The following is a 13,334-nucleotide window of genomic DNA, read 5'->3' on the forward strand; positions in this document are numbered from 1 at the left end:
CACTCGGTGTGTAGTCAGCCCGATGTGACGGAGTGTCACGACCCGCGCCCGGCCCGAAAAACTTGGCGGGGTCAAGCGAATGGGCGACTGATGTCACACCAAGGCCGTGTATCGCTCTCCGCGCCCTGTCCCTACGATGCGTGAACATGACGGAGGCTACTGTCGACGGCGGCACGTCTACCGGCTCCACCTTTGCTTCGCAGTTCCCGCAGCCCACGCGGGAACAGTGGCAGAGCCTGGTGGCCGGCGTGCTCCGCAAGTCGAGGGTGATCGGTGCGGACGACGCACCGGACCGCCCTGAGGATCTGCTCGCGACCACCACCTACGACGGCATCACGCTGGCCCCGCTGTACACGGCCGACGATGCCTCGCCGGATGCCGGGGTGCCCGGACTGCCGTCGTACGTGCGCGGCGCGCGCGCGACCGGCAGCAGCACCGAGGGCTGGGACGTACGCCAGTTGCACGGCGACCCCGACCCGGCGCGCACCGCCGAGGCCGTCCTCGCCGACCTGGAGAACGGCGTCTCGTCCGTTTACCTGCAGACCGGCGCCGGCGCCCTCGACCCCGCCGAACTCCCGCGTGTGCTGACCGGCGTGCTCCTCGACCTGGCCCCGGTCGTCCTCGACCCGGGCGCCGACTTCGCCTCCGCCGCCGACGCCCTCCTCGCGGTGTTCCGGGACCGCCGCGTCCCGGCCGACGAGGTCCGCGGCAACCTCGGTGCCGACCCGGTCGGCACCCACGCGCGCACGGGCACCGCGCCCGGGGCCGGTGCGGACCTCGCCGCCGCCGCCGACCTCGCGGTCCGCGCCCACGCGGAATTCCCGCACCTCCAGGCCATCGCCGTGGACGGCCAGCCCTTCCACGAGGCGGGCGCCTCGGAAGGCCAGGAACTCGGCGCCGCCACCGCGGCCGGCGTCGCCTACCTGCGGGCCCTCACCGCGGCCGGGCTCGACGTGGACACCGCGCTCGGCCTGGTCGAGTTCCGCTTCGCGGCCACCGCCGACCAGTTCCTCACCATCGCCAAGCTCCGCGCCGCGCGCCGCCTCTGGGCCCGCGTCGCGCAGGCGTCCGGCGCGGCGAGCGGCGCACAGAAGCAGCACGCGGTCACCTCGTGGTCGATGACCACGCAGCGCGACCCGTGGGTCAACATGCTCCGCACCACCGTCGCCGCCTTCGCGGCCGGCGTGGGCGGCGCCGACGCGGTCACCGTGCGCCCGTTCGACGCGGCCCTCGGCCTGCCCGACGCCTTCGCCCGGCGGATAGCACGCAACACGCAGTCGCTGCTTCTCGAAGAGTCGCACCTCGCGCAGGTCATCGACCCCGCGGGCGGCTCCTGGTACGTCGAGAAGCTCACCGACGACCTCGCGCACGCCGCCTGGGCGTTCTTCCAGGAGATCGAGCGCGCCGGCGGCATCACCGCCGCCCTCGACTCCGGCCTGATCGCCGACCGCATCGCCGAGGTGCGCGCGGCCCGCGACAAGGCGCTCGCGACCCGCGCCGACGCGATCACCGGCGTCAGCGAGTTCCCGAACCTCACCGAAGAGCCGGTGGTCCGCGAGCCCGCGCCCGCCCCGGCGGGCGGCGGCCTGCCGCGGGTCCGCTACGCCGAGTCCTACGAGACCCTGCGCGACCGCGCGGACGCGGTCCTCGCGGAGACCGGCGCCCGGCCCGCGGTCTTCATCGCCACGCTCGGCCCGATCGCGCAGCACACCGCCCGCGCGCAGTTCGCCCGGAACCTGTTCGCGGCGGGCGGCATCGACGCCGCCGATGCGGGCGCGACCGCGGAGACCGCCGACGTGGTAGCCGCGTACGAACGCGCGGGCAAGCCCAAGGTGGCCGTCCTCGCCTCGTCCGACAAGCTCTACGCCGACCAGGCCGCCCCGGCCGCCGCCGCACTCAAGGCGGCCGGCGCGGAGTACGTCTGGCTCGCGGGGGCAGCCAAGAAGTGGGCGGACTCCGGAGCCGACGGCTTCGTCTTCGCCGGCTGCGACGCCGTGGCCGTGCTGAACCGGACTTACGACCTGCTGGGAGGAGGAGCCCGATGAGCATTCCCGACTTCACGGGGATCGACCTCGGCACCCCCGAGGCCGCCGACGCCGAAGCCTGGGTCGCCGCGGTCGCGAACGCGACCGGCAAGGACGCCGCCGAGCTGACCCGCGACACGCCCGAGGGCATCCCGGTCAAGGCGCTCTACACCGCCGAGGACACCCGGGGCCTCGACTTCCTCGCGACGTACCCGGGCATGGCGCCGTTCCTGCGCGGCCCGTACCCGACGATGTACGTCAACCAGCCGTGGACGATCCGCCAGTACGCGGGCTTCTCCACCGCGGCGGAGTCCAACGCCTTCTACCGCCGCAACCTGGCGGCCGGCCAGAAGGGCCTGTCGATCGCCTTCGACCTGGCCACCCACCGCGGCTACGACTCCGACCACCCGCGCGTCGCGGGCGACGTCGGCATGGCGGGCGTGGCCATCGACTCCATCTACGACATGCGGCAGCTGTTCGACGGGATCCCGCTCGACCAGATGTCCGTGTCGATGACGATGAACGGCGCGGTCCTGCCGATCCTCGCCCTCTACATCGTCGCGGCGGAGGAGCAGGGGGTGAAGCCGGAGCAGCTCGCGGGGACGATCCAGAACGACATCCTCAAGGAGTTCATGGTCCGGAACACCTACATCTACCCGCCCAAGCCCTCGATGCGGATCATCTCCGACATCTTCGCGTACACCTCGCAGAAGATGCCGAAGTTCAACTCGATCTCCATCTCCGGCTACCACATCCAGGAAGCCGGGGCCACGGCCGACCTGGAGCTGGCCTACACGCTCGCTGACGGCCTGGAGTACCTCAAGGCCGGCATGGACGCGGGCCTGGACATCGATGCGTTCGCGCCCAGGCTGTCCTTCTTCTGGGCGATCGGCATGAACTTCTTCATGGAGATCGCCAAGATGCGCGCCGCCCGCCTCATCTGGGCGGACATCGTGCAGAGCGCGGGCGCCAAGAACCCCAAGTCGCTGTCGCTGCGCACGCACTCGCAGACCTCCGGCTGGTCGCTGACCGCGCAGGATGTCTTCAACAATGTGGTCCGCACCTGCGTCGAGGCCATGGCCTCCACCCAGGGCCACACCCAGTCTCTGCACACCAACGCCCTCGACGAGGCGCTCGCGCTGCCGACCGACTTCTCGGCCCGTATCGCGCGCAACACCCAGCTGATGCTCCAGCAGGAGTCGGGCACCTGCAGCGTGATCGACCCGTGGGGCGGCAGCGCCTACGTCGAGCGGCTCACGTACGACCTGGCGATGAAGGCCCGCGAGCACCTCGCGGAGATCGAGAAGGCCGGCGGCATGGCCGCCGCGATCGACGCGGGCATCCCCAAGCTGCGGATCGAAGAGGCCGCCGCTCGCACCCAGGCGCGCATCGACTCCGGCCGCCAGCCGCTCATCGGCGTCAACAAGTACCTGGTGGACAACGACCAGCCCATCGAGGTGCTCAAGGTCGACAACCACCAGGTGCGCGCCGACCAGATCGGCAAGCTCGAAAGCCTGCGCGCCGAGCGGGACTCCGCCGAGGTCGCCCGCGCGCTCGCCGCGCTGACCGGGGCCGCCGAGGCGGACCTGGCCGGCAACCGGCCGAACGACCTGGAGCACAACCTGCTCAAGCTCGCCGTGGACGCGGCGCGCGCCAAGGCGACGGTCGGGGAGATCTCCGACGCGCTGGAGTCGGCGTACGGCCGGCACCAGGCGACGATCCGCACGCTCACCGGCGTGTACCGCGAGGAGGTGGGGGCCACGGGCAACGTCGAGCGTGCCCGCGGGCTCGTCGAGGCGTTCGGGGAAGCCGAGGGCCGCCGCCCGCGCATCCTCGTCGCGAAGATGGGCCAGGACGGCCACGACCGCGGCCAGAAGGTCATCTCCACCGGCTTTGCCGACCTCGGCTTCGACGTCGACGTGGGCGCGCTGTTCCAGACCCCGGAGGAGGTCGCACGCCAGGCCGTCGAGGCCGACGTGCACGTGGTCGGCGTCTCGTCGCTGGCCGCCGGCCACCTGACGCTCGTCCCGGCGCTGCGCGAGGAACTGGCCAAGCTGGACGCGGCCGAGATCATGGTCGTGGTCGGCGGCGTCATCCCGCCCGCCGACGTGCAGCCGCTGCTCGACATGGGCGCCGCCGCGGTCTTCCCGCCCGGCACGGTCATCTCCGACGCGGCCGTCGACCTGCTCAAGCGCCTGTACGACCAGCTCGGCCACGCGCTGCCGGCCGAGCCCGCCACCGCGGACTGACGTGGCGCGCCGCGTCGTCGACGTCGGCCAGTACGCCGAAGGCGTGCTGGCCGGCAACCGCACCATCCTGGCCCGCGCGGTCACCCTGGTGGAGTCCACCCGGGCCGACCACCGCGACCAGGCGCAGGAGTTGCTGGTCAAGCTGCTGCCGCACGCCGGCGGTGCCCACCGGGTGGGCATCACCGGCGTGCCCGGGGTGGGCAAGTCCACGTTCATCGAGGCGATGGGCACCAAGCTGACCGAGGCCGGCCACAAGGTGGCGGTGCTGGCGGTCGACCCGTCGTCCACCCGCACCGGCGGCAGCATCCTCGGCGACAAGACCCGCATGGGGAAGCTCGCCGTCGACCCGAACGCGTTCGTGCGGCCGTCGCCGACCGCGGGCACGCTCGGTGGCGTCGCGCGGGCCACGCGCGAGTCGATCGTGCTCATGGAGGCGGCCGGCTACGACGTCGTGCTGGTGGAAACGGTCGGCGTCGGGCAGTCCGAGGTGACCGTGGCCAACATGGTCGACTGCTTCCTGTTCCTCACTCTCGCGCGCACCGGCGACCAGCTCCAGGGCATCAAGAAGGGTGTCCTGGAGATGGCGGACATCGTCGCGGTCAACAAGGCCGACGGCGACTTCGCCCCCGCGGCCCGGGCCGCCGCGCGCGAGCTGCAGGGCGCCCTGCGCCTCATGCGCCGCCCGAACGAGCCCTGGTACACGCCCGTCCTGACCTGCTCCGGCCTGACCGGCGACGGCCTGGACGAGCTGTGGGACACGATCCTCAAGCACCGCGAGGTCCTGGAGTCCACCGGGCGCCTCGCCGAACTCCGGCGCCGCCAGCAGGTGGACTGGACGTGGTCCGCGGTGCACGACGCGCTGCTCGCCGAACTGCGCGCCAACCCGGCGGTCAAACACCTCGTCCCCGTCCTCGAACGGCAGGTCCGGGACGGCGAGATCACCCCGACGCTGGCCGCCGCCCGGATCATCGAGGCGTTCCACGGCGGCGAGGACTGACACCCGGCGTCCGGTGCCGCCGCGTGCGTGCGGGGCACCGGACGGTTCGGCACGCTTCGGCGACCCCTGGGAAACCGCGACAAGCCGCGACAAGCCTCGGCAAGGTTCCACAAACCTGTGGCCGCGATGTCGTCATGGCATGACATAACCTGTTCGGGTGTTCCGTCCCCCGAAAGGACGTCTATGCATACCCCCTACGGCCCTGGTGCATGCGCCGGCGAGGGCGCTTTTTCTCACCCGAACGGGGGTAATTCGCTCTCTACCACGTCGCAGACGGCGATGCAACGTACCCTTGCAGGGGTGAACGCATCCCAGCCCGAAGGCTCCGCGGCCCGCAGAGAAGGCCCGGCTTCGGCCGTGGCCTCCCGCGTCGCCGCCTACACCGAGGAACTCGTCGCGTTTCGCCGCGACCTGCACATGCACCCCGAGCTGGGCCGGGAGGAGTTCCGCACCACCAAGCTCGTAGCCGCGCGCCTGGCCGCCGCGGGTCTGACGCCCCGTCTGCTGCCCGGCACCGGCGTCGTGTGCGACATCGCGCCCCGGCCCGGCAGCGCCGACGGCCGCGGCATGGTCGCCTTCCGCGGCGACATCGACGCGCTGCCCGTCGAGGACATGAAGGACGTGCCTTACCGGTCCACGGTCCTGGGGGCGGCCCACGCGTGCGGCCACGACGTGCACACCGCGGTCACCCTCGGCGCCGGGCTCGTGCTCGCCGACCTCGCCCGCGACGGGCTGCTGACCCGCCCGGTCCGGCTGATCTTCCAACCCGCGGAGGAGAAGCTGCCCGGCGGCGCGCTCGACGTCATCGCGGCCGGCGGCCTCGACGGCGTCGAGGAGATCCACGCGGTGCACTGCGACCCGCGCGTCGAGGTGGGCCGCGTCGGGCTCAAGGTCGGCGCCATCACCTCCGCATGCGACCGGCTGATCATCACGCTGGACGGCCCCGGCGGGCACACCGCGCGCCCCCACCAGTCCACCGACCTGGTCACGGCGCTGGCCAAGATGGCCGCCGAGCTGCCCGCCGCCCTGGCCCGCCGCATCGACCCGCGGTCCGGGATGAGCGTCGTGTGGGGCCGCATCGCGGCCGGCTCCGCGCCGAACGTCATCCCGCAGCGCGGCGAATTGGACGGAACCCTGCGCTGCCTGGACATCGCCGCCTGGCGCCAGGCCCCCGACCTGCTCCAGGAACTCGTCGACGCGATCGCCGCGACGTACGGCGCCAAGTGGGAGCTGGAACACCACCGCGGCGTCCCGCCGGTGGTCAACGACGCCGACGCGGTCGCCGCCGCCCGCGAGGTGGCCGCCGGGCTGCTCGGTGCCGACTCCGTCGAGACCACCGAGCAGAGCCTGGGCGGCGAGGACTTCTCGTGGTTCCTGGAGAACGTGCCCGGCCAGCTCACCCGGCTGGGTGTGCGCCCGGTGGGTGAGGCGCCGTACGACCTGCACCAGGGCCGCTTCGACGTGGACGAGCGCGCGATCGGCATCGGTGCCGCCCTGTTCGCCGGGCTCGCGCTGCGCCCGCCGGCCTGACCCCGGCGGGCCGCCGCGGCCCGTCCCGGCCAACCGCCGCTTATTACAACCAGGTAAGAATTCCGGCCCCGCACCCTCCGGTGCGGGGCCGTGCTTTTACCGTGCCGCAAAGCGGGGAAACCGTGGTGCCGTGAGGACAGCGCCACCGGGGCGGCCCGGTCGTTCCGCAAGCGCCACCCGCGCGGTCCGGAGGTGATCCGGACGGGCTATCGGATCGTGTCCAAGTGGTGATCCGGCCCGTATGTCAGAGATATTGCTTTTGTATGTATGCTCTGCGGCGGTTCATATGTCTACGCGCGTTGGCCGCGAGTCTACTCGCGTTGAACGCGGTGTGTCAGGCCTAGGCCGCAACACGTCGTGCACTTGATTGGCCCTGATTTCCGCGCCGTTAGGCGCGCTTCGGAAGGAGACACCCCGTGCGCCGGGTATCCAAGGTCGCCGTGGTCGCGGTCACCGGGGCTCTCGCCCTGACTGCCACCGCCTGTGGAAGCAAGCCGAAGAGCGAGAGCAACAGCACGCCGTCCGCGTCGGCGGGTGCCGGCGGGGGCGCGAGCGGCACGAAGGTCAAGGCCTGCATGGTCACCGACACCGGCGGCATCGACGACCGCTCGTTCAACGCCTCGGCGTGGCAGGGCCTGCAGCAGGCACAGAAGGAACTCGGCGCGGACGTCAAGTACGTCACCTCGAAGTCCGAGAACGACTACGTGCCGAACCTGGACTCCCTGGTCAAGGAGAACTGCACGGTCATCGTCGCGGTCGGCGGCCTGATGGCGGACGCCACCACGCAGTCCGCGAAGAACAACCCGAACCAGAAGTACCTGATCATCGACTCGTCGAGCGTCGGCAACAACGTCAAGGGCCTCGAGTACAACACCGCGCAGGCGGCGTTCCTCGGCGGCTACCTGGCCGCCGCGCAGAGCCAGACCGGCAAGGTCGCCACCTTCGGCGGCAAGAAGATCCCGCCGGTCACCATCTACATGGACGGCTTCGTCGAGGGCGTCAAGTACTACAACCAGGTCAAGGGCAAGAACGTCCAGGTCCTCGGCTGGGACGAGGCCACGCAGGACGGCTCGATGGCCGAGAAGTTCGACTCGCCCGCCGACGGCGAGCGCATCGCGAACGACTTCATCGCGCAGGGCGCGGACGTCATCCACCCGGTCGCCGGCCAGACCGGCCTGGGCGCCGCCTCCGCCGCCTCGAAGAGCAACGGCAAGGCGAGCATCCTCTGGGTCGACGTCGACGGCTACCAGTCCGCCGAGCAGTACAAGAACGTCATGCTCTCCACCGTGACCAAGGGCATCGCCGACTCGGTGTTCAAGGCGATCCAGGAGACCGGCCAGGGCCAGTACAACACCCAGCCGTACCTGGGCACGCTGCAGAACGGCGGCGTCGGCCTGGCCCCGTACCACGACTTCGACTCCAAGGTCTCCGCGCAGACCAAGCAGGAGATCGACCAGCTGAAGCAGGACATCATCAGCGGCAAGATCCCGATCACCTCGCCGGCCCAGCCGAAGAGCTGACCTCCCGGCCGGGCGCCGCACCCGGGGTCCGCCCCGGAGGCAGCGCCCGGCCGTGCCGCTGTCCGGCCCGCCGCCCGGCGGGCCCCCGGCGTTCCGGCCCCGTCGGGGCCGGGCCCCACGAGACTTTCCGACCACCGCGCGCCCGTGCCCCGGGCGTCGCGCCGCTGAGGAGGTGACCGCGCTGAAGCTGGAACTGCGCGGGATCACGAAACGGTTCGGATCGCTGGTCGCCAACGACCACATCGATCTGACCGTCGAGCCCGGAGAGATCCATTGCCTCCTCGGTGAGAACGGCGCGGGCAAGTCCACGCTGATGAACGTCCTGTACGGGCTCTACGAGCCGACGTCGGGCGAGATCGTCGTGGACGGCACGCCCCGGACGTTCCGGACCGCGGGCGACGCCATCGCGGCCGGCATCGGCATGGTGCACCAGCACTTCATGCTCGTCCCGGTGTTCACCGTCGCCGAGAACGTCATGCTCGGCCACGAGGAGACCGGCGCGCTCGGCTGGCTCGACCGCCGCCGGGCCCGCAAGAAGGTGCTCGACCTGGTCGCCGAGTACGGCCTGGCCGTCGACCCGGACGCGACCGTCGAAGACCTCCCGGTCGGCCTCCAGCAGCGCGTCGAGATCCTCAAGGCCCTGGTGCGCGACGCCAAGGTGCTCATCCTCGACGAGCCCACCGCGGTGCTCACCCCGCAGGAGACCGAGGAACTCTTCCGGGTCATGCGGGCGCTGCGCGAGTCCGGGCACTCGATCGTCTTCATCACCCACAAGCTCAAAGAGGTCAAGGCGGTCGCCGACCGGATCACCGTCATCCGGCGCGGCAAGGTCGTCGGCAGCGCCGACCCGCAGGCCTCCGAGACCGAGCTGGCCTCGCTGATGGTCGGCCGCCCGGTCGAACTCGTCGTGCACAAGGAGCCCGCGCGGCCCGGCGACGTCCGGTTCACCCTGGACAAGGTCACCGTGCTGGACGACCTGGGCAACGTCCAGGTGAACGACGTCAGCCTCGACCTGCGCGAAGGCGAGATCCTCTGCATCGCGGGCGTGCAGGGCAACGGCCAGACCGAGCTGACCGAGGCGATCCTCGGGCTGCGCAAGCCCGCCGCCGGGAAGATCGCCCTCGACAACAAGGACCTGACCGCGCTCAACCCGCGGCGCACGCTCGACTCGGGCGTCGGGTTCGTCCCCGAGGACCGCCAGCACGACGGCATCGTCGGGGAGTTCTCGGTCGCCGAGAACCTCGTCCTCGACCTGGTGACCCGGGAGCCGTTCGGCGGCGGCATCGCGATCAAGCCGAAGCAGGTGCGGGAGAACGCCCGGCAGCGCGTCGCGGAGTTCGACATCCGCACGCAGTCCATCGACAGCCCCGCGGGCACGCTGTCCGGCGGCAACCAGCAGAAGGTGGTCGTCGCCCGGGAGATGTCGCGGCCGCTGCGGCTGTTCATCGCCTCGCAGCCGACCCGCGGCGTCGACGTGGGCGCCATGGAGTTCATCCACCAGCGCATCGTCGCCGAGCGCGACCTGGGCACGCCGGTCGTCATCGTGTCCACCGAACTCGACGAAGTCGTGGCGCTCGCCGACCGCATCGCGGTGATGTACCGCGGGCGGATCGTCGGCGTGGTGCCGCCGACCGCGACCCGCGAACAGCTCGGCCTGCTGATGGCCGGCGTCGACGACCCGGCACTGCTCGCCGAGGCCGGCGGCGGCAAGGCCCTCGACACGCGGTTCGGCGTCGGGCCCGCCCGGACCGACGGCCCGGACCTCGCCAAGTCCGACGGCGCCCCGGCCGACCGCGCGGGTACCGACCAGACCGACCGCACCAGCACCGACGGGGAGGAGGGACCGGCATGAGCGACGCGACCCCAGCCCCCCAGCCGCCCGCCGAAACGGAAAAGCCGCACGGCGGACCGGACAAGAAGCCCTCGATGGGCAAGGCCGTCGTCGACGCGATCGTCACCGGCAACTCGGTCGTCGTGACGTTCCTGGCGATCGTCCTCGGCCTGCTTGTCGGCGCCGTGCTCATCGTGCTGTCCGACCAGGACGTCCTCGACAAGTACAAGTACTTCTTCGCGGACCCGGGCGACTCGCTGTCCGCGTCGTGGGACGTCGTCAAGAACGCCTACGTCGCGCTGTTCAAGGGCTCGATCGTCGACCCGGGCACCTTCGACAGCAACTACGCGCCGTACATCCTCGGCCCGATCTCCGAGACCATCTCGCAGGCCACCCCGCTGATCTTCGGCGGTATCGCGGTCTCGATCGCCTTCCGCGCCGGCATGTTCAACATCGGCGCGCAGGGCCAGATCATCGCCGGCGCCATCCTCGCGTCGTGGATGGGCTTCCAGTTCGACCTGCCGATCGTGATCCATCTCGTGCTGGTGATCATCGCGGGCATCCTGGGCGGCGCGATCTACGGCGGCCTCGCGGGCTTCCTCAAGGGCCGGTTCGGCGCGCACGAGGTGATCGTCACGATCATGCTCAACTACATCGCGCTGTTCTTCTTGTCCTGGCTGCTCACCACGGACGCGTTCCGGCGGCCCGGAACCCAGCAGCCGATCGGCAAATCCGCGCACTCGCACGCCTCGCTGCCCCGGCTGTTCGGCGATGACCTGCGCATCAACTTCGGCATCGTCCTGGCGATCGCCGCGGTGGTCCTCTACTGGTGGATCCTCAACCGTTCGGCGATGGGCTTCGAACTGCGCGCCGTCGGCTCCAATCCGGACGCCGCGCAGACGGCGGGCATGAGCGTGCCGCGCGCCCAGTTCGTCGCGATGGCCCTCGCGGGCGGCATGGCCGGCCTGATCGGCGTGTCGCAGGTGATGGGCCCGTACAACCCGGCGCACAGCCTCACCCCGTCGATCGACGCGGGCCTCGGCTTCACCGCCATCACCGTCGCGCTGCTCGGCAGGACCTCGCCGGTCGGCATCGTCTTCGCGTCGCTGCTGTTCGGCGCGCTCCAGGCGGGCGGTTCCCGGATGCAGGCCTCGGCCGGCGTCTCGATCGACATCGTCATCGTCGTCCAGGCGGTCATCGTGCTCATGGTCGCGGCCCCGCCGCTGGTCCGCACGATCTTCCGGCTCAAGGGCGCACACAGCGGCGGCGAAGGCGCACTGGTCGCCCCGCAGACCACCGGGGCGGGGGCGGAATCGTGACCGACGACAAGCGGCCTGGCGGCCCCGGGCAGCCGGAGACCCCTGGCAGCTCCGGGAACTCCGGGAACTCCGGGCACCCCGACGGGCCGGACAAGGAAGGCGGAGCAGGCGTGGGCACGCTCATCACGCCCGAGGCCGAGGCGCCGCAGACCGCGACCGGCGCGGCGGCCCGGACTCTGGAACGCGCCGCACTGCGCCGCGCGCTGGTCACCGGCATCGGCTTCATCGTCGTCGGCCTCTACGCCCTGTGGGCGTTCGGCCTCGGCACGGACTCCGGCGTCGACGCGGTGTTCGGCATGAACATCGCCAACTCGTCGGCGACCGAGGTCTCGCCGCTGCACGTCGCGGCGCGCGGCACGGCCATCGCGATGTCGATCGTGTGCATGGCGTCGGGCGTCCTGCGGATCGTCTTCGACAAGTCGAAGCTGTGGCGCCGGGTGAGCGCCGGCCTGTTCGTCGCCGCGTTCGTGGTGGCGTTCCTGTGCTGGGCGGTCGCGGGCAAGTCGATGTCCTTCGCGGGCGCGCTGCAGAACACCATGCTCGCCGCGACGCCGCTCATCCTGGGCGCCCTCGCCGGGGTCATCGGCGAGCGGTCCGGCATCGTCAACATCGCGATCGAAGGCCAGTTCCTGTTCGGCGCGTTCGGTGCGGCGCTGACCGCGTCGGTCACCGGCTCGCTGACCGCCGGCCTGTTCGCGGGCGCGGCGGCGGGCGGCCTGGTCGGCCTGCTGCTGGCCGTGTTCGCGGTGCGCTACCTGGTCGAGCAGGTCGTCCTCGGTGTCGTGATCAACCTGCTGGTGTCCGGCATCACGGGCTTCCTGTACACACAGCTGCTCCAACCGAACAGCGACAAGTACAACAACCCGGGCGTCTTCGCGAACCACAAGATCCCCGGCCTGGGCGACATCCCGGTGATCGGCCCGGTGCTGTTCGACGTCAACGTCATCGTGTACCTGATGTACGCGCTCGTCGCCGTCGTGCACTTCGGCCTCTTCTACACCCGCTGGGGCCTGCGCGCCCGCGCGGTCGGCGAGCACCCCACCGCCGCGGACACCGTGGGCATCAAGGTCAACCGGACGCGCTACATCAACGTCGGCCTGGCCGGCTGCATCGCGGGCATCGGCGGCGCGTTCCTCACCATCGGCACGGTCGGCACGTTCAGCAAGGACATGGCGTCCGGTGCGGGCTACATCGCGCTGGCCGCGGTCATCTTCGGCCGCTGGCGGCCGATGGGCGCGGTCGCCGCGGCCCTGCTGTTCGGCTTCTCGAAGGCGCTCGCGACCTCGCTCCAGCCGCTGCACACGCCGATCCCGGCCGAGTTCCTCAATATGATCCCGTACATCGTCACCGTGTTCGCGGTGGCCGGCCTGGTCGGCAAGGTGCGCCCGCCGGCCGCGGCCAACAAGCCTTACACGAAGGGCTGATCCGTGGCGGACGCGATAGACCCGGCGGCGGTCGACTGGGAAGCGCTTCGGGACGCCGCGAGGGCCGCCATGGCCCACGCGTACGTGCCCTACTCGAAGTTCCCCGTGGGCGCCGCCGCCGTGGTCGAGGACGGACGCACGGTGTCCGGCTGCAACGTGGAGAACGCGTCGTACGGCGTGACGCTCTGCGCCGAATGCGGCCTGGTCGGCGAACTGCACATGACCGGCGGCGGCCGCCTGACCGCGTTCACCTGCTGCGACGGCGACGGCGCGATCCTCATGCCGTGCGGACGCTGCCGCCAACTGCTGTGGGAGCACGGCGGCCCGGAGCTGCTGGTGGACACCGAGCGCGGCATCCGGCCGCTGAGCGAACTGCTGCCGGACGCGTTCGGCCCCCACAACCTGAGCTAGGCCGGGCCCGGGTGCGGCGTCGTCCGCCG

At 71.3% G+C, this 13,334-nt stretch carries 9 protein-coding genes; all 9 read left to right on the forward strand.

The annotated features are described in order from the left end of the window. Positions 1-146: 146 nt before the first annotated feature. The 9 genes from ABEA93_RS03535 to ABEA93_RS03575 all read left to right on the forward strand — a co-directional run bounded on the left by ABEA93_RS03535 (position 147) and on the right by ABEA93_RS03575 (position 13,305). On the forward strand, positions 147-2,045 hold the full coding sequence (locus tag ABEA93_RS03535) for a methylmalonyl-CoA mutase subunit beta (RefSeq protein ID WP_345673755.1): 1,899 nt from the start codon (positions 147-149) through the stop codon (positions 2,043-2,045). After that, positions 2,042-4,273: a methylmalonyl-CoA mutase gene (scpA, locus tag ABEA93_RS03540; RefSeq protein ID WP_345673756.1), complete on the forward strand. Its 2,232-nt coding sequence runs from the start codon at positions 2,042-2,044 to the stop codon at positions 4,271-4,273. The genes ABEA93_RS03535 and scpA overlap by 4 nt, the downstream gene beginning before the upstream one ends. A gap of 1 nt (position 4,274) precedes the next feature. Then, positions 4,275-5,270 (forward strand): methylmalonyl Co-A mutase-associated GTPase MeaB, encoded by a 996-nt coding sequence (gene meaB, locus ABEA93_RS03545; RefSeq protein ID WP_345673757.1) that lies wholly within the window; start codon positions 4,275-4,277, stop codon positions 5,268-5,270. A 300-nt stretch (positions 5,271-5,570) separates the two neighbouring features. Further along, a complete protein-coding gene (locus ABEA93_RS03550) occupies positions 5,571-6,800 on the forward strand; it encodes an amidohydrolase (RefSeq protein WP_425584793.1) in 1,230 nt (409 codons plus the stop codon). A 416-nt stretch (positions 6,801-7,216) separates the two neighbouring features. Then, positions 7,217-8,320, forward strand: a complete 1,104-nt coding sequence (locus ABEA93_RS03555) for a BMP family lipoprotein (RefSeq protein WP_345673758.1) — start codon at positions 7,217-7,219, stop codon at positions 8,318-8,320. 172 nt (positions 8,321-8,492) lie between these two features. After that, positions 8,493-10,172: an ABC transporter ATP-binding protein gene (locus ABEA93_RS03560; protein WP_345673759.1), complete on the forward strand. Its 1,680-nt coding sequence runs from the start codon at positions 8,493-8,495 to the stop codon at positions 10,170-10,172. Continuing rightward, entirely contained in the window at positions 10,169-11,470 is a 1,302-nt protein-coding gene (locus ABEA93_RS03565) for an ABC transporter permease (RefSeq protein WP_345673760.1), read from the forward strand. Before ABEA93_RS03560 ends, ABEA93_RS03565 begins: the two co-directional genes overlap by 4 nt. Continuing rightward, positions 11,467-12,894: an ABC transporter permease gene (locus ABEA93_RS03570; protein ID WP_345673761.1), complete on the forward strand. Its 1,428-nt coding sequence runs from the start codon at positions 11,467-11,469 to the stop codon at positions 12,892-12,894. Before ABEA93_RS03565 ends, ABEA93_RS03570 begins: the two co-directional genes overlap by 4 nt. A 3-nt stretch (positions 12,895-12,897) precedes the next feature. Then, on the forward strand, positions 12,898-13,305 hold the full coding sequence (locus tag ABEA93_RS03575) for a cytidine deaminase (protein WP_345673762.1): 408 nt from the start codon (positions 12,898-12,900) through the stop codon (positions 13,303-13,305). Positions 13,306-13,334 lie beyond the last annotated feature (29 nt).

The sequence above is a fragment of the Yinghuangia aomiensis genome, assembly GCF_039542225.1.
Taxonomy (GTDB): Bacteria; Actinomycetota; Actinomycetes; order Streptomycetales; family Streptomycetaceae; genus Yinghuangia; species Yinghuangia aomiensis.

Coding starts and splice junctions, on each gene's coding strand:
- ABEA93_RS03565 (WP_345673760.1), top strand. CDS start 10,169: ATGAGCGACGCGACCCCAGCCCCCCAGCCGCCCGCCGAAACGGAAAAG.
- ABEA93_RS03535 (WP_345673755.1), top strand. CDS start 147: ATGACGGAGGCTACTGTCGACGGCGGCACGTCTACCGGCTCCACCTTT.
- scpA (WP_345673756.1), top strand. CDS start 2,042: ATGAGCATTCCCGACTTCACGGGGATCGACCTCGGCACCCCCGAGGCC.